The following is a 19,551-nucleotide window of genomic DNA, read 5'->3' as shown; positions in this document are numbered from 1 at the left end:
GCGGCTTTGCCCGTCGTTCCATGAAAATCTCCGTCATCGGCTCCGGCTACGTGGGCCTCGTCACCGGCGCCTGCCTGGCCGACACCGGCAACCACGTGCTGTGCATCGACAACGACGCGGGCAAGGTCGCGCGCCTGCGCGCCGGCGAGATCCCGATCCACGAGCCGGGGCTCGACACCGTCGTCGCGCGCGGGCTGGCGGCCGGGAGGTTGCGCTTTGCCACCGACTACCAGGAGGCGGTCGAGCATGCGGCGGTGATCTTCATCGCGGTCGGCACGCCTTCCGACGAGGACGGCTCGGCGGACCTGACGCACGTGCTGAACGCGGCGCGCGAACTGGGGCGCCGGATGGCGCGCGACACGCTGGTGGTGGTGAAGTCCACCGTGCCCGTCGGCACCAGCGAGCGCGTCGCCCAGGCGCTGGGCGAGGAGCTGCGCGCGCGGGGCGTGGCGCACCGCGCCACGGTGGCATCGAATCCGGAATTCCTGAAGGAAGGCGTGGCGGTGGACGATTTCATGCGGCCGGACCGCATCATCGTGGGCGTCGACCCCTCGGACGCCACGGCGCGCGAGACCTTCCGCGAGCTGTACGCGCCCTTCAACCGCAACCAGGAACGCATCTTCTTCATGGACGTGCGCTCCTCGGAATTCACCAAGTACGCGTCCAACTGCATGCTGGCGGTGCGCATCTCCTTCATGAACGAGCTGGCCAACCTGGCCGACCGGCTGAAGGTGGACATCGAGCACGTGCGCCGCGGCGTCGGCGCGGACCCGCGGATCGGCTCGCACTTCCTGTACGCCGGCGCCGGCTTCGGCGGGTCTTGCTTCCCCAAGGACCTGCGCGCGCTGATCCACACCTCGCAGGAAGTGGGTGAGGCCGCGGAGCTGATGCGCTCGGCGGAGAACGTCAACACACGCCAGCGTCGCCTGCTGGCCGACAAGATCGTCCAGCATTTCGGCGGCAAGCTGCAAGGCCGCACCATCGCGATCTGGGGCCTGGCCTTCAAGGCGAACACCGACGACGTGCGGGAGGCTTCCAGCCTGGCGATCATCGACGTGCTGCTGGATGCCGGCGCCACCGTGCGGGCCTACGATCCCGCAGCCGCGGAAACCGCCGCGAGGGCGCTGCAGGGCCGCAAGGGCGTGACGTTCGCCACCTCCGCCATGGACGCGGTGCAGGGCGCCGATGCGCTGGCCGTCGTCACGGAGTGGCTGGAATTTCGCAGCCCCGACTTCGACGCGCTGGCGGGCCTGCTCAAGGCCAAGGCGGTGTTCGACGGCCGCAACCTCTACGACCCGGTCGCGGTGCGCAAGGCGGGCCTCTCCTACGCGGGCATCGGGCGCAGCGGGGTCGGCGCATGATCCTCGTCACCGGCGCGGCCGGCTTCATCGGCGCGGCGGTGGCGGAGCAACTGCTGGCGCGCGGCGAGTCCGTCTTCGGCATCGACAACTTCAACGCCTACTACGACCCGCAGCTCAAGCGGGACCGGCTGGCGCGCGTGCAGGCCCATGCCGGGGCGAACCGGTTTGCCTTCGAGGCGCTGGACCTGGGCGACGCCGAAGGCCTGCGCAAGCTGTTCGCGCGGCAGGCCTTCACCGGGGTCGTGCACCTCGCAGCCCAGGCGGGCGTGCGGCATTCGTTCACGCATCCCCGCGACTACGTCGACAGCAACCTCGCGGGCTTCATGAACGTGCTGGAGTCGGTGCGCGCCCATCCGCCGGCGCACTGCGTCTATGCCTCCTCCAGCAGCGTGTACGGGGCCAACACCAAGATCCCGTTCGCCGAGGATGACCGCGTGGACCAGCCGGTCAGCCTGTATGCGGCCACCAAGCGGGCCAACGAGCTGATGGCGGATGTGTACGCGCGCCAGTTCGGCCTGCACCTGACGGGTCTTCGCTTCTTCACCGTGTACGGGCCATGGGGCCGGCCCGACATGGCGCCGATGAAGTTCACCAAGGCGATCCTGGCGGGCGAGCCGATCGACGTGTACAACCATGGCGACATGTCGCGCGACTTCACCTACATCGACGATATCGTGAGTGGCGTGCTGTCGGTGCTCGCGTTGCCGGCGCCCACGGTGAGGGTGCCGCACAGGCTGTTCAACATCGGCAACAACAAGCCCGAGCGGCTGATGCGCTTCATCGACGTGCTGGAGCAGGCCATCGGCACGCCGGCGGTGCGCAACATGCAGCCGATGCAGCCGGGCGACGTGCAGTCCACGGCCGCGGATGTGAGCCGGCTGGCGGCCGCGACCGGCTGGGCCCCGACCACGCCGATCGAGGTGGGGTTGCCGCGGATGGTGGAGTGGTATCGGCGGTATTTCCGGGCTTGAGTGTCGGGGTGCGCTGTGCGCAACCCGACCTGTGAACCGTAGGGCGGGTTCGCGAAGCGACCCCGCCATGCCGCGTCAGCCTTTCACAGCGGCCGCGAACACCTCTTCCATCGCATCGCACATCGCTTCCAGCGTGCAATGCTCCAGCGCGAACGCGCGTGCATTGCTCCCCAGCCGCGCGCGCAAGGCCGCATCGTCCATCAGGCGGGCAAGCGCCGCGGCCAACGCCGCCGGATCCTGCGGCGGCACGATCAACGCCGTCTTGCCGTCGCTCGCGATCTCACCGATCGCGCCGACCAGCGTCGTCACGCAAGGCAGGCCCGCCATCATGGCCTGCATCAGCGCCTGCGGCACCCCTTCGTTCGCATAGGAGGGCAGGGCGAACAGGTCCATCGCCGGGAACCAGCGCTCCGGCTTCGGGTCATGTCCCGTGAAATGGACGCGGGACGCCAGCCCCGCGTCCTGCACCTGCGCCTCGATGGGCGGGCGCGACGGCCCGTCGCCGACGATCAGCAATTGCACGTCGCGGCCCTGTGCGCGCAGTTGCGCGAACGCCTCCACCAGGAAGCGATGGCCCTTCCAGCTGCGCAGGGTGGCGACGATGCCGATGGTGAAGATCGGCGCCAGTCCCAGCGCTGCACGGGTGGCAACGGGATCGCCGGGCGCGAAACGCGCGGGGTCGATGCCCGTGGGAACCGAGCGGATCGGCACGTCGGTGAAGCCGTTGACCTGCACCAGCTCCTCGCGCAGCTTTTCGCCCGTGGTCACCAGTGCAGCCGACGCCCGGTTGTAGAGCCAGCGCGTCGCCGCGTTGCCGGACACCGGCGCGGAGATGTGGCGGGTCCGCACCAGCGGCACCGCGCGGCCCGGCATGGCGTTGGACAGGGCCACCATCCAGCTGTCCGTGGAGCTGTGGGTGTTGACCACGTCGAAGTGCTCCGTGCGCAGCAACCGGCGCATGGCCCGCAGGCCGCGCAAGGTCTTGCGCCCGATCGGCACGTCGTGCACGCGAAAGCCGAGGGCGGCGGCTTCCTGGTGGATGCGCGCGCCCGCCGGCGCGGCAAGCTCCAGCTGGTGGCCGCGGCGGCGCAGCCCCTGCATCTCGGACAGGATGCGCAGCTCCTGGCCGCCCCACCCCGCGGAAGCTTCGGTGTGGAGGATCTTCATGGGGCAGCGGGCGCCGGCATGAGGCGCGCGTAGAGGGCCAGGTAGTCGTCGGTCATGCGGTCCAGGCTGTAGGGTTCGATGGCGCGGCGTGCGCCGGCGCCGAGCGCGCGCGCGTGGTGTGGCCGCAGGAGGTCGGTCATCGCGCCCGCCAGCGCGGCATCGTCGAAGGCGTCGACGACGTGGCCGGACTCCGGTGTCAGCAGCTCGGCGACGCCGCAACCGGTGGTCGTGATGGCGGCGAGCCCGCACGCCATCGCCTCGAGCACCGCATTGGACTGGGGGTCGTAGAGGGTCGGCAACACGAATGCGTCGGCCCCCTGGTAGTACGGCAGCACCTCCTGCTGCGGCCCCGTGAACCGGACATCTGCAGCGATGCCGAGCGTGTGCGCGAGCTGTTCGTAGCGGCTGCGACGCTTGTCGTGGCCGACCACCACGAGCAGCGCCTTGCCTTGCAAGCCGGCACGCGTGAAGGCACGCAGCGCGCCGGCCACGCCCTTGCGCTCGAAACCGGAGCCGACAAAGAGGAACACGGTCTTGTCGTCCGGCCAGCCGAAGCGCGCCCGGGAGACCCGGCGCTCGGCATCCGTCGGCGGCCGGAAGCGCAGCAGGTCGATGCCGTTGCGGATCACCGTCAGCTTGTCCGCCGGCACGCCGTACATGCGGGCGATCTCGTCGCGCACCATCTCGGAATTGCACACCACGCATTGCAGGGCGGGATGCGCGAACATCTCCCGTTCGGCCCGCAGGATGGCCCGATGCTGCAGGCTGAACTGGTCTCCCAGGTTGCGCCAGAAGCCGTGCTGGCGGCGGCGGATCGCCAGCCACTGGCGGTGCACGCCGTCGCCGGCGCGGTACAGCGGCAGCCCGGGAATCCGCTCGTGCGACTGGACGAGGTCGAAGCGTTCGCGCGCCACCGTCTCGCGCACGGCACGCGCGAAGCCCTGGTCGCGCGCGCGCCGGCCGATGTGGAAGGTGTCGAGTTCGATGCACCGCACGGCCGTCGGCAGCCCGGTGTCGCCTTGGGGCCACTGGCGGGCGATCAGCGTGAGCTCCACGCCGCGCGCGGACAGGGCGGCGGCGATGCGCTGCACGAAACGTTCGGCGCCGCCGGCCGCGTTCCAGCTGCCGCGCACGAGGGCGATGCGCGGCGGGCCGTCAGCGCGGGACATGCCGGTCCAGCGCATCGTCGAGCGCGGCGATCACCTGCGCCGGCGGCAGCGTCACCAGGCAGTCCGAGCGCTTGCTGCCGCCGCAGCCGTCGATGCGGCAGGGCCGGCAAGGATGCACGGTGGACGCCACCACCCGCAGCTTGTCGCTCCAGGGTCCCCACTCCTTGTCGTCGCTCGGGCCGAACAGCGCCGCGCCCGGTACGCCGAGCGCCGCTGCCATGTGCATCGGCACCGAATCGACCCCGAAGAACAGCGTCGCTCCTTCGATGGCCGCGCCGAGCTCCTCCAGCGACAGCTGGCCGCGCAGGTCGATGCAGCGGGTGCGCGTCTGCTGCAGGATCGCGTTGCACAGCTGCGTCTCGCGCGCGTCCGGCGCGGCGGTCAGCACGATGGCGAGGCCGCGGCCCGCGATGTGGTCGATGACGCGCGCATTGCCCTCGGGGGTCCAGGCCTTGAACATCCAGCGCGACCCCGGGTGCACCAGGGCATAGCGCTCGCCCTGCCAGCCGGCCTGCCGCAACCTGGCCCGCACGGTCTCGCGCGCCGCCTCCGGCACCGCCAGCGTGGGCGCGCGTTCGGCCGGCGCGGGATGGATGCCCAGGCGCCGCAGCAGGTCCAGGTGCCGCTCCACCGTCGCGCGCGGCACGTGGGCGGGCACCGGCTGCGAAGCAAGGTGCGTGAAGGCCCGGCGCCACCACCATTGCCCGGTGTGGCGCACGAACGCGACCGACCAGCGCGGGCGCAGCACGGTCGCCAGCCAGGCGCCGCGCGGGTGGTCGGACAGGTGCACCACCAGGTCATAGGCCCGCTCGCGCATAGCCTGCAGCAACGCTCGCTCCGCGCCCAGCCGCTCGCGCCAGGTCCCCTTGCGCCCGCGCGGCTGCAGGTGCAGTTGCGATAGGGCCGGATGGCCGCGCAGCATGGCGGCGGTGTCCGCGTACACCAGGGCGTCGATTTCCGCCTGCGGCGCCGCCTTCTGGAGCACCGACAGCACGGGGCTGGAGAGCAGCACGTCGCCGTGGTGGCGCAGCTTGATGACCAGCGCCCGCTTGACCTGCGCCGGGTCGATGGCGTCGGGCGGCTGCGCGAACTCCGTCATGCGCGTGCGCCGGACTGCAGCATCGACAGCCGCGAGTACAGGCCGCCATGGGCCAGCAATTCGGCGTGGGTGCCCGACTCGATGACGCGCCCCTGTTCCAGCACCACGATGCGGTCCGCGTGTTCCACCGTGGACAGCCGGTGGGCGATGATCAGCGTGGTGCGGCCCGCCATCAGGCGCTGCAGCGCCTCCTGCACCAGCCGCTCGGACATGGTGTCCAGCGCCGAAGTCGCCTCGTCCAGGATCAGGATGGGCGCGTCCTTGTACAAGGCCCGGGCGATCGCGAGCCGCTGGCGCTGGCCGCCGGACAGCTCCGCCGCGTTGTGCCCCGCCACCGTGTCCAGTCCCTGCGGCAGCGAGGCCACGAATTCCCGCAGGTTGGCGCCGGCGATGGAGCGTTCCAGCCGCAGGGCGTCCGGCGGGCTTTCCAGCGCGATGTTGGCGGCCAGGGTGTCATTGAACATCACGACGTCCTGGCTCACCAGCGCGAACTGCGAACGCAGCGCGTCCAGCTTCCAGTCGCGGACGTCCACGCCATCCAGCAGCACCTCCCCGCCATCGGGCAGCACGAAGCGCGGCAGCAGGTTGGCCAGCGTGCTCTTGCCGGACCCGGAAGGCCCGACCAGCGCCACCACCTGGCCCGGTGCGATGTCGAGGCTCAGGCCGTCCAGCGCCGGCACCGCGTCGTCCCGGTAGCGCACATTGACGTCGCGCAGTTCGATGTGGCCGCGGGCGCGCCCCGGTGCGTGGGTGCCGCCGCTTTCCGCCGGCGTGTTGGACAGCAGCTCGCGGGCGCGCGCCACCGCGGCGAGGCCGCGCGTGATGGGGCTGGCCACCTCGGACAGCCGCTTGATCGGCGCGATCAGCATCAGCATCGCGGTCACGAAGGACGCGAACGTGCCCACCGACGCCTGGATCGGCCCGCCGCCGCGGCTTTGCCACAGGCCGACGCAGATCACGATCGACAGCGACGCGGCGGCCACCAGGTGGGTGAGCGGCGTGATCGCGGCGTTGGCCGCCGCGCCCTTGAGCGCCAGCCGGCGCAAGGCCCAGCCGAGGTCGCGGAAGCGCCGTGCCTGCGTGCCTTGCGAGCCATGCAGGCGCACCACGCGGGCGGCCAGCACGTTCTCTTCGACCACATAGGCCAGGTCGTTGGTGGCGGCGTGGCTGCTGCGGGCGATGCGGTAAAGCCGCTTGGCGACCACGCGGATGATCCAGCCCACCGCGGGCACGATGGCCAGCGCGATGATGGTCAGCTGCCAGTTCAGGTACAGCAGGTAAACCAGCAGCGCGACCATCGACAGGCTGTCCTTGAGCAGCCCGATGACCGAGTTCACCAGCAGGGTCACGCCGCTTTGCACCTCGAAGACGACGGTGTTGGACAACGAGGTTGCGTTTTCGCGCGAGAACAGCGACAGGCGCGCGTCCAGCAGCCGCGAGAACATGGCCACGCGCAGGTTCATCAGGCCGTCCTGCGAAATGCGGGCCAGCGCCAGGTCCGCCAGGAAGCCGGCCACGCCCCGCACAGCGAACAGCAGCATCAACGCCGCCGGCACCATCCACAGCTTCAGGTCGCTGCCCGGGCGGAAGCCGTCATCGAGCAGCGGCTTCAGCAGGGCCGGCACGATCGGCTCGAGGGCCGAGGAAATGAACGTGCAGACTGCCGCGCCCACCCAGAACCTGCGCGAGCCGCCGAAGAACGGCATCAGCCAGCGCACCGCGCCCATGTCGATGCGGATCACAAGTTCTCGTCCAGGGTGGGGGTGCAATAATGAAGTCGCGATTATGCCGTGGCCGCCGGCCGGCCCCCGCCCCCGAACCCATGCCACGCCTGACCGTCGTCGTCATCACCCGCAACGAGATCCGCAACATCGGCAACTGCCTGCGCTCCGTCGCCTTCGCCGACGAAGTGGTGGTGGTGGATTCGGGCAGCACCGATGGCACGGTGGATGCGGCGCGGGCCGCAGGCGCGAAGGTCATCGTCGCTCCCGACTGGCCGGGTTTCGGCCCGCAGAAGAACCGGGCGCTCGACGCCGCCACCGGGGACTGGGTGTTTTCGATCGACGCCGACGAACAGGTTTCCGCGGCGCTGGCCGAAAGCATCCGGTTGGCGATACATTCGGGCAAATACAATGCCTACACCATCAACCGCCGCTCGAACTACTGCGGGCAGTACATGGCGCATTCCGGCTGGTACCCGGACCGCGTGGTGCGGCTGTTCCGCCGGGACGCTGGCCGGTTTTCCGATGACATCGTCCACGAGCGGGTCGTGGCGAAGGGTGGCGTCGGTCGGCTCGAGGGCGACCTGTTGCATGACAGCATGCCGCACTTCGAATCCGTGATCGACAAGCTCGATCGGTATTCCACCGCGGGGGCTGTCGCGTTGATGAACAAGGGCGTGAAGGGCTCCCTGGCCAAGGCGCTGGGCCACGGCTGGTGGGCTTTCATGCGAACTTATGTGGTCAAGCTCGGCTTTCTGGACGGCCGGCTCGGCCTGGCGCTGGCGATATCCAACGCGGAAGGCACTTATTACCGCTACATGAAACTGTGGTTGCTGCAGCGTAAAGGCGCCTTCGGTCCGGAGTGACCCGGGGTGCGGAACCTTTGTCCTGCGGTAGAACCGGAGGACTGGCAACAGGAGAGAAACCAGAGATGCATGTTCCAGGACAAATGCGCCGGCGCGCCGTGATGGCCTTGCTGGGCACGGCGGCCGCCGGCCCGGCGCTGGCGCAGTTCCGCGTCGAGGTGACCGGCGTGGGGCTGACGCAGCTGCCGATCGCCATCGCGCCCTTCAAGGGCGAGGCGGAGCTGCCCGAAAAGCTGGCCGCGATCGTGCAGAACGACCTCGAGCGCAGCGGCCAGTTCCGCGCGGTCGACGCCGGCGCGGGCGCGGGGCTGGATGAAACGAGCCGCCCCGACCTGGCGCCGTGGCGGCAGAAAACCGCGGACTCGCTCGCGGTAGGCAGCGCCACGCGGCTGGCGGACGGCCGCTACGACGTGCGCTTCCGCCTGTGGGACGTGGTGCGCGGGCAGAGCCTGGCGGCCGACGGCTTCGTGGTGGTCGCGGCAGACCTGCGCCTGGCGGCCCATCGCGTCGCCGACATGATCTACGAGAAGCTGACGGGCGAGAAAGGCGTGTTTTCCACGCGCATCGCGTATGTGACGAAGGCCGGCAACCGTTACAACCTGTGGGTCGCCGACTCCGACGGCGAGAACGCGCAATCGGCACTGAGCAGCGTGGAGTCGATCATCTCGCCGGCCTGGTCGGCCAATGGCCGCCAGCTCGCCTACGTGTCGTTCGAGTCGCGCAAGCCGGTGGTGTACGTGCACGACGTGGCCACCGGGGGGCGCCGCCTGATCGCCAACTTCCGCGGCTCCAACAGCGCCCCGGCCTGGTCGCCCGACGGTCGAACGCTTGCAGTGACGCTGACGCGCGATGGCGGCTCGCAGCTGTACACCATCGCGTCCACCGGCGGCGAGCCGCGCCGCCTGACGCAGTCGGCCGGGATCGACACCGAGCCGCTCTATTCCGCCGATGGCAGCACGATCTATTTCGTCAGCGACCGCGGCGGCGCCCCGCAGGTCTACCGCATGCCCGCAGCGGGCGGCCAGCCGCAACGTGTCACCTTTACAGGGACTTACAACATTTCGCCGGCGCTGAGTCCCGACAACCGGTGGCTCGCCTACATTTCGCGCATCAACGGTGCTTTCAAGCTGCAGGTGATGGAAATTTCCAGCGGCAACGTGCAGTCGGTCACCGACACGACCGCCGACGAAAGCCCGAGCTTCGCACCCAACGGCCGGATGATCATCTATGCCACCCGGCAAGGCGGCAGCGAAGCGCTGATGACCACCACCCTCGACGGCAAGATCAAGGCACGCCTGCCCGGCAAGGGCGGCGATATCCGCGAGCCGGACTGGGGCCCCTTTCAACGTTGACCGGCGGACGCCAGGTGCGGCCGCCTCAGGAGATCCAGGGAATGAAGCAAAGTGTGTTCTTGGCAGTCGCGCTCGCCGCGGCTCTCGCAGGCTGCGCCAGCGGCGTGAAGCTCGACGACGTGCCGGTGGAAGACCGGCGCGGCAGCACCGGCGTGGCGCCGGGTGCCGGCGGCGGCGGCCCGGGTGGCGGTTCGGGCGGAATGAGCCAGGTCCAGCCGGTGCAGGCGGATCCGACCGCGCGCACCCAGGCCGGGCCCGCCAACGTCTCGCGCGTCGTCCTGTTCGACTACGACAGCTACGTCGTCAAGCCCGAATACCAGTCCCTCATCGAGGCGCATGCCCGCTACCTGCGGGCCAATACCGGACGGCAGGTCGTGATCGAGGGCCACACCGACGAGCGCGGCGGCCGCGAATACAACCTGGCGCTGGGCCAGCGCCGCTCCGAGGCGGTGCGCCGCGCGCTCGGATTGCTGGGGGTGACCGACTCGCAGGTCGAGGCGGTGAGCTTCGGCAAGGAGAAGCCGTCCGCCGTGGGCTCCGATGAATCCTCCTGGGCGCAAAACCGGCGCGCCGAACTGACCTACCGGTGACTTCCATGAAACGTTCCGCGCTCCTTGCCGCGCTGGCCGCCGCTTCGCTCTTCACCGCCACCGCGCAAGCGGCGCTGTTCGAGGACGACGAGGCGCGCCGCGCCATCATCGAACTTCGCCAGCGCGTGGAGCAGCAGCGGCAAGGGCTGGCCGAGGAGCTGCGCCGGGGCAACGAGGAACTGCGCCGGGGCAACGAGGAACTGCGCCGGGCGACCGAGGAGAACGCCACGCTGCGCCGCAGCTTGCTGGACCTGCAGGGCCAGATCGAGGCGCTGCGCTCCGAGCTGGCGCGCCTGCGCGGCGCGGACGAACAGCTCACTCGCGACCTGTCCGAGTTGCAGCGCCGGCAGAGGGACGTGGTCACCAGCGTCGAGGAGCGGCTGCGCAAGTTCGAACCGGCCCAGGTGAATGTCGACGGCAAGGACATCACGGTCGAGCCGTCCGAGCAGCGCGATTTCGAATCGGCGCTGGCCGCTTTCCGCAAGGGCGATTTCGTCGCGTCGCAGGTGGCTTTCGGGGAATTCCTCAAGCGCTACCCGAACAGCGGCTACCGCCCCACCGCGCTGTTCTGGATCGGCAACGCCCAGTACGCCAACCGCGACTACCGCGGCGCCATCGCCAACTTCCGCGCGCTGCTGCAGCAGGCCCCGGACCATCCGCGCGCTCCCGAGGCCGTGCTGTCCATCGCCAACTGCCAGATCGAGCTGAAGGACAACGCCAGCGCCCGGCGCACGCTGGACGACCTGGTCAAGGCCTACCCGCAGTCCGAGGCCGCCAGCGCCGCGCGCGAACGGCTGGCGCGCCTGCGCTGAGCGCCTCCGCGCCGCCCATGAGCCGCCGGGCCGCCCCAAGGCGAATCCCGCAGCGCGTAGCGCGGCGGGTCGTCGAATGACCCACCTGGACGAGGCGACGGACCTGCAGCGCCGCTTCGGTGGCCTGGAGCGCCTGTACGGGATGCAGGGCGCTGCGTCCATTCGCAACGCACACGTGGCGGTCATCGGGATCGGCGGCGTGGGCTCGTGGGCGGTGGAAGCGCTGGCCCGCAGCGGCGTCGGCGCGCTGACGCTGGTCGACCTGGACCACGTGTCCGAATCCAACATCAATCGCCAGGTGCACGCCCTGGACAGCACGCTGGGGCAGGCCAAGGTGCTCGCGATGCGCGATCGCATCGCCCAGATCCATCCGCGCTGCGCCGTCCACCCGGTCGAGGAATTCGTCGAGCCGGCGAACTGGCCGGCGTTGCTGCCCGCGGGCGTGGATGCCGTGATCGATGCCTGCGACCAGGTGCAGGCCAAGTCGGCGATGGCTGCGTGGGCGCGCGAGACCCGGGCCATGTTCATTTCCTGCGGCGCGGCCGGCGGCAAGCGGCTGGCCCACAAGGTCGACGTCGACGACCTGTCCCTGACCACGCACGATCCCTTGCTGGCCCAATTGCGCTATCGCCTGCGCAAGGCCCACGGGGCGCCGAAGGAAGGCCGGAAGATCGGCGTCACGTGCGTCTTCAGCCGCGAGGCGGTGGCGCCGCCCGATCCGTCGTGCGCCATCGAAGGCGACGGCACGCTCAACTGCCATGGCTACGGTTCCGTCGTCAGCGTGACCGCCACTTTCGGTCAGGTGGCCGCCGGATGGGTGCTCGATCGCATCGCGACCCGAAAAGCCGTTTTCGACACGCTATAATCGCGGGCTTTGCTGCTCGCAAGGGCAGCAGGAACCGGCCGGGACGTTAGCTCAGTTGGTAGAGCAGCGGACTTTTAATCCGTTGGTCACAAGTTCGAATCTTGTACGTCCTACCACGCACACCGAAGCCTGCTACGGAAACGCTAGCAGGCTTTTTTTCTTCCGGGCCGCACGGCATAATCGGCGGGCATGAGCCAGCGCCACACCCACAGCGTCCTCGTCGTCGATGACGCCGCGTCCAACCGGTACGCCCTGTCGCGGGCGTTGCGCTCCGAGGGCTTCCAGACCGTGGAGGCGGCGGCCGGCGCGCAGGCGCTCGAACTGGCCGAATACGTTTCCGCCGTCGTGCTGGACGTCCACCTGCCGGACGTGCACGGTTTCGAAGTCTGCCGGCTGTTGCGCGGCGACCCGAAGACGGCGACCGTGCCGGTCATCCATGTGTCGGCCGTGTACGTGAAGGACGAAGACCGCAAGGCCGGTGAGCTGGCGGGCGCCGATGCCTACCTGGTCTCCCCAGTCGACACCTCCGAACTGGCTGTCCTCATCGATCGGCTGGTTTCCGAGCGCGCTCCCGGCTGAGCCAGGCGTCTACCTGCGCTTGCGCAGCAGGTGGATGTAATCGCCGTCCTTTTCCTCCTGCGAGACCAGCTCGTACTGCGGCACGTGCTTCACCAGGGACTGGAATTCCGGGATGCTCTGCGGCTGCGTGGTGAGCACCCTGAGCACCTGGCCGACCTGCAGGGCGCGCAGCGCCCGGTGCGTTCGCAGCACCGGCAGCGGCGGGCTGATGCCGCGGGCGTCCAGCTCCTGCATCGTCCCGCCTGCTGACCGCACGGGCGTGGCTTGGTCCGCCGCGGGGATGGCCGGCAGCTCGCCGAACGCCGAAACGAATTCGTGTTCGCTGGGGTTGAGTTTGGGCATGAGGGTGAGGCTCGACAGGACGAACCGGATGGTGACACAGACGGGCAGAATCGGGGCATCCAGAGGAGTCCCATCTGCGCTACCTGTTCGTCCACCAGAATTTCCCCGGCCAGTTCCGCCATGCCGCGCGCGCCCTGGCCGAGGACCCGGCCAACGAGGTCGTCGGCATCGGCGACCTGCTCAGCCTGAAGGGGCGTCCGCAACTGCACCCGCGCGTGAAGGTGGCGGGCTACGAGCTCAAGGCGGGCGGCGGCGCGCAGACCCACGCGTACGTGCGCGATTTCGAGGGCCACGTCCGCCGTGGGCAGGACGTCGTCCGGCTGCTGCTGGCACTGCGCGACAAGACGCGTTTCCAGCCGGACGTGGTGGTGTCGCATCCGGGCTGGGGCGAGTCGCTGTTCCTGCGTGACATCCATCCCGGCGCGCGCCACATCCAGTACTGCGAGTTCTACTATCACGCGACCGGCGCCGACGTCGGGTTCGATCCGGAGTTTCCCTCCTCGCTGAACGACCAGCTGCGGGTGCGCATCAAGAACAGCACGCAGCTGCAAAGCCTGGTGTCGGCCGACGCCGGCCTGTCGCCCACCGCCTGGCAGCAGGAGCGCTATCCGCCGGAGCTGCGCGGCAAGATCCGCGTCATCCACGACGGCATCGACACGGCCGTGGCCAGGCCCGACCCCGGCGCCACGATCGAGCTGCAAGGGCAGCGCTTCGCGGCCGGCGACGAGGTGGTGACGTACGTCGCCCGCAACCTGGAGCCGTACCGCGGCTTCCACGTCTTCCTGCGCATGCTGGAACAGCTGCAGGCGCTGAGACCGCAAGCGCGCGCCATCGTGGTCGGCGGCGACGAAGTGAGCTATGGAAGGCCGCCCGAAGGCAAGGACAACAACTGGCGCAAGCACTACATGAAGGAGCTGGAGGGCCGCGTGGACTTCAGCCGGGTGTTCTTCACCGGCAAGGTGCCTTACGCGGAGTACCTGAAGATCCTGCAGGTCTCCGCCGCCCACGTGTATCTCACCTACCCGTTCGTGCTGTCGTGGTCGATGCTCGAGGCGATGGCGGCCGGCTGCCTGCTGGTCGGCTCGCGCACGGCGCCGGTGGAGGAGGTGATCGAGGATGGACGCAACGGCCTGCTGGTCGATTTCTTCGACCATGCGGCGCTGGCGCAGCGCGTCGCCGACGTGCTGGCGCGGCCGGCGCACTACCAGCCGCTGCGGTCGCTGGCGCGCCAGACGGTGGTGCAGCGCTACGACCTCTCGACGGTCTGCCTGCCGCGGACCCTGGATTTCCTGCGCGGCTAGTCAGCGGCCCCGGTGCTGCATCTGCACCCGAACGGGAATGAAACCGTCGCGGTCGCGCAGCGCGCGCCAGGTTTCCGGGCAGACCAGCCCGGGGTTGGTTCCCTGCGCCCGTTCGATGCGGCACTCATCCACATGGGCGTGGCAACCGGCAGCCATCAGGGCGCAAGCTTCGGGGGTCGCGGTGGCAGGTCGCACCGGACCGAGGTGGGGTTGCCAGCGGGGATCCATGGCTCGCAGACTCGGCCCCACTGCACCCCTTGTCTGCAGGCCGTGGCTGCCTGTCCTGTCGGAAGGCACGCACAGCACCCGACCGGTGCGTCCTCAGGCAGTCGCCGCCTGCTTGCTCCCGTCATGGCCCTTCTGCTTCTTGCCGTACTTCAGCTTCATCACCAGCACGGCGCACGCAAAGACCAGCGTCGAAGAATTGGCGATCATCATCGGCAACTCGCCCAGGACGATGCCGTAGGCCAGCCATACGGCGACGCCGAGCGTGAAGACGCTGTACATGCGCAGCGAGATGCCGCTGACGTCCTTGGTGCGGAAGGTCCGCCACGCCTGCGGAACGAAGGACGCCGTGGTCAGGGTGGCCGCGGCGTAGCCGAGCATGTCCGAAACTTCCATCATGTTGCGTTGGGTCTTGTTCGTTGGTGACCCATTGCACCCGATCCGGCCCCGCTGTCCCGATAGGCGGGGCGACTCAGTCGGTGTCAGCCGGACGCTGATGCCCAAGCGCGGCAGGCGCAGGAGCAGGCAGTTGCAGGGCCGCCGCCTGGCACACCTGCACGCAGTCGCGGATGTGCTGCTCTCCGAGGTAGCGAATGGCTGCGTAGCCGATCAATGCGGACAGGGCTTGCCCGGCCAGCGGGATGTACTTGGTCGCCTGCTTGACGGTCAGGCGGCGGCCGATGGTCGCGGCCATGCGGATGAGAAGGTCGCGCGTGATGAATTTGCCGATGACGATCGAGCCCACCATGCCGACGGCCTTCTCCACCGATTCGCGCTTGCGCGCGGGCAGGCGGTCGATCTGGTGCGGCGCCAGGCCGAATTCCTCGCTGATGGCGGGGATCAGCTTGGACAGGAGCGCCGCATCGACCACCCAGTCCAGCCCCGGAATCGGCACGGCACTGGCGGCAGCGCCGGCCAATGCGCGCTCGTTCAGGAGCTTGCGGGTGCGCTGCACGGCAGCGAGCAGCGCAGGGTCGTGGGCGGCGAGCTGGAGCGAGGAGGGCATGGCTCCATGGTGGGGGCGCAAGGCCCGCCGCGCAAGTGTCAGCCCGCCGCGGCGCCCTGGGCCGTCTCGATGTCGCCGGACAGGGCGAGCCAGCGTTCTTCCAGGGTCGCCAGTTCATCCGCGACGGCCTTGAGCCTGCGTCCGGTTTCGGCGATGTCCGCGGGGCCTGGCGATCGCGACAGGGTGGCTTCCAGCACGACCTTTTCGGCTTCCAGCGTCGCGATGCGTTGCTCGGCCTGCTCCAGCTCCTTCTTCATCGGCTTGAGCCGCGTGGAAAGCTGCTGCCGCTGCTGGGCTTGCGCCTTGCGCTGCTCCTGCGGGTCCGCACGCTTCTCCACCGGCGCCGGGGCGGCAACGGGCGCCGGCGCCGGCGCCGGTGCGGCATTCGCCAGCTTTGCGGCCTCGCGCAGGCGCTTGGCTTCGTCCAGCAGGTAACGCTGGTAGTCGTCGAGGTCGCCGTCGAAGGGCGCGATGCCGCCGCGGCCGACCAGCCAGAACTCGTCGCAGACCGAGCGCAGCAGCGCGCGGTCGTGGCTCACCAGCATCACGGTGCCTTCGAATTCATTCAGTGCCATGGCCAGCGCCTCGCGGGTGGCCAGGTCGAGGTGGTTGGTCGGCTCGTCGAGCAGCAGCAGGTTGGGGCGCTGCCAGACGATGATGGCCAGCACCAGCCGCGCCTTCTCGCCGCCGCTCATGGTGCCCACGGCCTGCTGCACCATGTCGCCCGAGAACAGGAACTGCCCGAGGAAGTTGCGCAGCTCCTGCTCGCGCCCGGCCGGGCCGACCTCGCGCGCGAGGCGGATCATGTGTTCCAGCGGCGTGTCCTGCGTGCGCAGGACGTCGAGCTCCTGCTGCGCGAAGTAGCCGATGGCCAGGCCCTTGCCTTCGGTGATGGTGCCCGCCAGCGGCGCCATCGTGCGTGCGATCGTCTTCACCAGCGTCGACTTGCCCTGGCCGTTGGCGCCCAGGATGCCGATGCGCTGGCCGGCGAGGACGGAGCGGTTGACGTTGCGCAGGATGACCTTGGTTCCCTCTTCCTCCGACGCATAGCCGAAGCTGCCATCGCTGATCGCCAGCATCGGATTCGGCAGGTTCGCCGGCTCCTTGAACTCGAAGGTGAACTCCGCATCCGCCAGCACCGGCGCGATCTTCTCCATGCGCTCCAGCGCCTTCACCCGGCTTTGCGCCTGCTTGGCCTTGCTCGCCTTGGCCTTGAAGCGGTCGATGAACTTCTGCAGGTGGGCGATCTTTTCCTTCTGCTTCGAGAAGGTGGCCTGCTGCTGCTCCAGCTGCTCGGCGCGGATCGTTTCGAAGCCGCTGTAGTTGCTGCCGTAGCGCGTGAGCTTCTGGTGGTCGATGTGCAGCGTGACGCCGGTCACGCCGTCCAGGAATTCCCGGTCGTGGCTGATCACCACCAGCGTGCCCGCGTAGCGCAGCAGCCAGGCCTCCAGCCACACCAGCGCGTCCAGGTCCAGGTGGTTGGTGGGTTCGTCCAGCAGCAGCAGGTCCGACGGCGACATCAGCGCGCGCGCCAGCTGCAGGCGCATGCGCCAGCCGCCGGAAAAGCTGTTGACAGGCCGTTCCAGTTCCTCGGGCCGGAAGCCGAGGCCGAGGATCAGCGACTGCGCGCGCGGCACCGCATCGTGTTCGCCGGCGTCCGCCAGGTCGGAGTGCGCATGCGCGATCGCGTAGCCGTCGTCACCGGCTTCGGCCTGCAGGAGTTGCCCGCGCAGCTCCATCAGGCGCGTATCGCCGCCGAGGACGAAGGCCGTGGCCGGCTCGTCCGTTTCGGGCATGTGCTGCGCCACTTGCGACAGCCGCCACTGGGACGGCACGGAGAAATCGCCCGCGTCCTCGTGCAGCGTGCCGTTGAGGAGCGCGAACAGGGTGGACTTGCCGGCGCCGTTGCGGCCGACGAGGCCGACCTTTTCGCCGGGGTTGATGGTGACGGACACGCCGTCGAGGAGGACCTTGGCGCCGCGGCGCAAAGTCACGTTTCTGAGCTGGATCACTGGCCCGATTGTCTCAGGTCCCCGCGATCGCCTCCCGCGTCAGCAGCAGTACCTGGTCAACGCCTGCGGTCGTTTCCAGCCACACCGCCTCCAGCCGCGGGAAAGCGGCCTCGAAATGCGCGCGCTCGTTGCCGATCTCCAGCACCAGCACCGCTTCCGGGCTCATGCGCGACGGCGCATCGCGCAGCAGCGTGCGGATGAAGTCCATGCCGTCGTGACCTCCGGCCAGCGCCAGTTCCGGCTCCGCCCGGTACTCCCGCGGCAGTGCCGCCATGCCGGCCGCGCTCACGTAAGGCGGGTTGCACAGGACCAGGTCGTAGGGGCCGGGCAGGGCCGCCAGCCCATCGGACTCCACCAGGCGCACGCGTTCGGCAAGACCATGCTTGTCGACGTTGATGCGCGCCACGGCCAGCGCGTCCGGCGAGATGTCCGCGGCGTCGACCCGCACGTCCGGATACGCCATCGCCGCCAGCACCGCCAGGCTGCCGTTGCCGGTGCACAGGTCCAGCACCTTGCGGGTCTGGTCGGACAGCCACGAATCGATGCTGCCGTCCGCCAGCAGTTCCGCGATGAAGCTGCGCGGCACGATGGCGCGTTCGTCCACGTAGAACGGCACGCCCTGCAGCCAGGCCTCGCGGGTCAGGTAGGCGGCCGGCTGGCGGGTGGCGATGCGCCGGTGCAGCAACTCGCGCGCCGCCTGCTGCTCGTGCGGCTGCAGTTCGCGCTCGGCGTGGGCGTCGAGTTCGTCCAGCGGAAGTCCCAGGTGCCACAGCACCAGCCAGACGGCTTCATCGAATGCGTTGGTGGTGCCGTGGCCGAAGCTGACCTCGGCCGCCTCCAGCTGCGCGGCCAGGTCTTCCACCAGCGCCATCAATCTCACGAAGCGGATCCCTCCACGCTTGCCACTTCGTGTGCGGCGCTGCCCCCCAAGGGGGCGTTCGCACCTTGGGGCGGCCCGGCGGTGCTCATGCCCGGTCCAGGTGCTCCAGCGTGCGGCGGTAGATGTTCTTCAGCGGGTCGATGTCGGCCACGCGCACGTGCTCGTCGATCTTGTGGATCGTGGCGTTGATGGGCCCGAACTCGATGACCTGCGGGCAGATGCGCGAGATGAAGCGGCCGTCGCTGGTGCCGCCGGTGGTGGACAGCTCCGTCTCGATGCCGGTCTCGTCGCGGATCGCGGCCTGCACCGCGTTCACCAGCGCACCGGGCGTGGTGAGGAAGGGTTGGCCGCCCACCGTCCAGGCCAGCTCGTAGTCGAGGCCATGGCGGTCCAGCACCTGGTGCACGCGCTGCTGCAACTGTTCGGCCGTGGTGACGCTGGCGAAACGGAAGTTGAAGTCGATCACCGCCCGGCTGGGGATGATGTTGCCCGCGCCGGTGCCGCCGTGGAAGTTGCTCACCTGGAAGCTGGTGGGCGGAAAGAAGTCGTTGCCGCGGTCCCACTCGGTGCGCGCCAGTTCGTCCAGCGCCGGCAGGGCCAGGTGGATCGCGTTCCTGCCAAGCTGCGGGTAGGCGATGTGCGCCTGCACGCCCTTGACGGTGAGCTTGCCGGTGAGGCTGCCGCGGCGGCCGTTCTTGATCATGTCGCCCAGCCGCTCCACGCACGTGGGCTCGCCGACGATGCAGTAGTCGAGCGTTTCGCCGCGTTGCTCCAGTTGCTGGCAGACCAGCACCGTGCCGTCGTTGGCCGGGCCTTCCTCGTCGCTGGTGATCAGGAAGCCGATGCCGAGATCGGGGTTGGGGTGGGACGCCAGGAATTCCTCGACCGCCACGACGAAGGCGGCGATGGACGTCTTCATGTCCGCAGCGCCGCGCCCGTACAGGTTGCCGTCGCGGTGGCTCGGCACGAACGGGTCGCTGGTCCACTGTTCCAGCGGACCCGTGGGCACCACGTCGGTATGGCCGGCGAACACCAGCGTGCGGCCGCTGCGGCCCGGCCGCTTGGCCCAGAGGTTGGTGACGCGGAAATCCGTCGGCCCGCCGGCGATGGTTTCGCAGGTGAAGCCCAGCGCCTGCAGCCGCGCCGCCAGGATCGGCTGGCACTGGCCGTCTTCCGGCGTGACCGAACGCTGTGCGATCAGCTGCTCGGCGAGGAAAAGCGTGCGGGACATTC

20 protein-coding genes and 1 tRNA gene are annotated in these 19,551 nt (G+C 69.5%); 10 read left to right on the top strand and 11 right to left on the bottom strand.

The window, feature by feature from the left end:
* Positions 1 to 20: 20 nt before the first annotated feature.
* Both WG902_RS03220 and WG902_RS03215 read left to right on the top strand, forming a co-directional pair.
* Positions 21 to 1,361: a UDP-glucose dehydrogenase family protein gene (locus WG902_RS03220; RefSeq protein WP_340058465.1), complete on the top strand. Its 1,341-nt coding sequence runs from the start codon at positions 21 to 23 to the stop codon at positions 1,359 to 1,361.
* The gene (locus WG902_RS03215; RefSeq protein WP_340058464.1) at positions 1,358 to 2,332 is read left to right on the top strand and encodes an NAD-dependent epimerase/dehydratase family protein; all 975 of its coding nucleotides are present in this window, start codon (positions 1,358 to 1,360) and stop codon (positions 2,330 to 2,332) included. Before WG902_RS03220 ends, WG902_RS03215 begins: the two co-directional genes overlap by 4 nt.
* Positions 2,333 to 2,407: 75 nt before the next feature.
* Here the strand turns inward: WG902_RS03215 and WG902_RS03210 are convergent, their stop codons facing one another.
* From WG902_RS03210 to msbA, 4 genes are read right to left on the bottom strand one after another with little or no spacing between them, the layout of a single operon-like run.
* Positions 2,408 to 3,499 (bottom strand): glycosyltransferase family 4 protein, encoded by a 1,092-nt coding sequence (locus WG902_RS03210; protein ID WP_340058463.1) that lies wholly within the window; start codon positions 3,497 to 3,499, stop codon positions 2,408 to 2,410.
* The gene (locus WG902_RS03205; RefSeq protein ID WP_340058461.1) at positions 3,496 to 4,668 is read right to left on the bottom strand and encodes a glycosyltransferase family 4 protein; all 1,173 of its coding nucleotides are present in this window, start codon (positions 4,666 to 4,668) and stop codon (positions 3,496 to 3,498) included. The genes WG902_RS03210 and WG902_RS03205 overlap by 4 nt, the downstream gene beginning before the upstream one ends.
* Complete coding sequence (gene rfaQ, locus WG902_RS03200; protein WP_340058460.1) at positions 4,655 to 5,767, bottom strand: putative lipopolysaccharide heptosyltransferase III; 1,113 nt, start codon at positions 5,765 to 5,767, stop codon at positions 4,655 to 4,657. The genes WG902_RS03205 and rfaQ overlap by 14 nt, the downstream gene beginning before the upstream one ends.
* Positions 5,764 to 7,494 carry a lipid A export permease/ATP-binding protein MsbA gene (gene msbA / locus WG902_RS03195; RefSeq protein ID WP_340059431.1) on the bottom strand — a complete coding sequence of 577 codons (1,731 nt, stop codon included), beginning with the start codon at positions 7,492 to 7,494 and terminating at the stop codon, positions 5,764 to 5,766. The genes rfaQ and msbA overlap by 4 nt, the downstream gene beginning before the upstream one ends.
* Positions 7,495 to 7,589: 95 nt before the next feature.
* On the opposite strand from msbA, the gene WG902_RS03190 reads away from it, so the two are divergent.
* The 7 genes from WG902_RS03190 (at position 7,590) to WG902_RS03160 (ending at position 12,552) form a co-directional block, all read left to right on the top strand.
* On the top strand, positions 7,590 to 8,354 hold the full coding sequence (locus WG902_RS03190; RefSeq protein WP_340058459.1) for a glycosyltransferase family 2 protein: 765 nt from the start codon (positions 7,590 to 7,592) through the stop codon (positions 8,352 to 8,354).
* 65 nt (positions 8,355 to 8,419) lie between these two features.
* A complete protein-coding gene (tolB, locus tag WG902_RS03185; protein WP_445263649.1) occupies positions 8,420 to 9,706 on the top strand; it encodes a Tol-Pal system beta propeller repeat protein TolB in 1,287 nt (428 codons plus the stop codon).
* A 41-nt stretch (positions 9,707 to 9,747) separates the two neighbouring features.
* The gene (gene pal / locus WG902_RS03180) at positions 9,748 to 10,296 is read left to right on the top strand and encodes a peptidoglycan-associated lipoprotein Pal (RefSeq protein ID WP_340058458.1); all 549 of its coding nucleotides are present in this window, start codon (positions 9,748 to 9,750) and stop codon (positions 10,294 to 10,296) included.
* A 5-nt stretch (positions 10,297 to 10,301) separates the two neighbouring features.
* Complete coding sequence (gene ybgF / locus WG902_RS03175) at positions 10,302 to 11,108, top strand: tol-pal system protein YbgF (protein ID WP_340058457.1); 807 nt, start codon at positions 10,302 to 10,304, stop codon at positions 11,106 to 11,108.
* A 76-nt stretch (positions 11,109 to 11,184) separates the two neighbouring features.
* On the top strand, positions 11,185 to 11,973 hold the full coding sequence (locus tag WG902_RS03170; protein ID WP_340058456.1) for a tRNA threonylcarbamoyladenosine dehydratase: 789 nt from the start codon (positions 11,185 to 11,187) through the stop codon (positions 11,971 to 11,973).
* A 40-nt stretch (positions 11,974 to 12,013) separates the two neighbouring features.
* Positions 12,014 to 12,089, top strand: a tRNA-Lys gene (locus WG902_RS03165).
* Between the two features lie 73 nt (positions 12,090 to 12,162).
* Positions 12,163 to 12,552, top strand: coding sequence for a response regulator (locus WG902_RS03160; protein ID WP_340058455.1), 390 nt, complete (start codon positions 12,163 to 12,165; stop codon positions 12,550 to 12,552).
* A gap of 9 nt (positions 12,553 to 12,561) precedes the next feature.
* Here WG902_RS03160 and WG902_RS03155 read toward each other — a convergent pair whose 3' ends face one another.
* Positions 12,562 to 12,894 carry a sulfurtransferase TusA family protein gene (locus WG902_RS03155; RefSeq protein WP_340058454.1) on the bottom strand — a complete coding sequence of 111 codons (333 nt, stop codon included), beginning with the start codon at positions 12,892 to 12,894 and terminating at the stop codon, positions 12,562 to 12,564.
* 74 nt (positions 12,895 to 12,968) lie between these two features.
* Between WG902_RS03155 and WG902_RS03150 the strand changes: the two genes are divergently transcribed.
* Positions 12,969 to 14,195, top strand: coding sequence for a glycosyltransferase family 4 protein (locus WG902_RS03150; RefSeq protein ID WP_340059429.1), 1,227 nt, complete (start codon positions 12,969 to 12,971; stop codon positions 14,193 to 14,195).
* Here the strand turns inward: WG902_RS03150 and WG902_RS03145 are convergent, their stop codons facing one another.
* From WG902_RS03145 to dapE, 6 genes are all read right to left on the bottom strand, one after another.
* Positions 14,196 to 14,423 carry a hypothetical protein gene (locus WG902_RS03145; RefSeq protein WP_340058453.1) on the bottom strand — a complete coding sequence of 76 codons (228 nt, stop codon included), beginning with the start codon at positions 14,421 to 14,423 and terminating at the stop codon, positions 14,196 to 14,198.
* A 93-nt stretch (positions 14,424 to 14,516) separates the two neighbouring features.
* The gene (locus tag WG902_RS03140; protein WP_340058452.1) at positions 14,517 to 14,819 is read right to left on the bottom strand and encodes a SemiSWEET transporter; all 303 of its coding nucleotides are present in this window, start codon (positions 14,817 to 14,819) and stop codon (positions 14,517 to 14,519) included.
* Positions 14,820 to 14,892: 73 nt separating this feature from the next.
* On the bottom strand, positions 14,893 to 15,426 hold the full coding sequence (locus WG902_RS03135) for a hypothetical protein (protein WP_340058451.1): 534 nt from the start codon (positions 15,424 to 15,426) through the stop codon (positions 14,893 to 14,895).
* 38 nt (positions 15,427 to 15,464) lie between these two features.
* Positions 15,465 to 17,438: an ABC-F family ATP-binding cassette domain-containing protein gene (locus WG902_RS03130; RefSeq protein WP_340058450.1), complete on the bottom strand. Its 1,974-nt coding sequence runs from the start codon at positions 17,436 to 17,438 to the stop codon at positions 15,465 to 15,467.
* A 13-nt stretch (positions 17,439 to 17,451) separates the two neighbouring features.
* Positions 17,452 to 18,309 (bottom strand): 50S ribosomal protein L3 N(5)-glutamine methyltransferase, encoded by an 858-nt coding sequence (gene prmB / locus WG902_RS03125; protein WP_340059428.1) that lies wholly within the window; start codon positions 18,307 to 18,309, stop codon positions 17,452 to 17,454.
* A 94-nt stretch (positions 18,310 to 18,403) separates the two neighbouring features.
* Positions 18,404 to 19,549, bottom strand: a complete 1,146-nt coding sequence (dapE, locus tag WG902_RS03120; protein ID WP_340058449.1) for a succinyl-diaminopimelate desuccinylase — start codon at positions 19,547 to 19,549, stop codon at positions 18,404 to 18,406.
* Positions 19,550 to 19,551 lie beyond the last annotated feature (2 nt).

It is taken from the genome of Ramlibacter sp. PS3R-8 (assembly GCF_037572435.1).
GTDB lineage: Bacteria > Pseudomonadota > Gammaproteobacteria > Burkholderiales > Burkholderiaceae_C > Ramlibacter.
The sequence above is the reverse complement of the archived record's forward strand: the minus strand, read 5'-3'. Positions and strand labels throughout refer to the sequence as shown.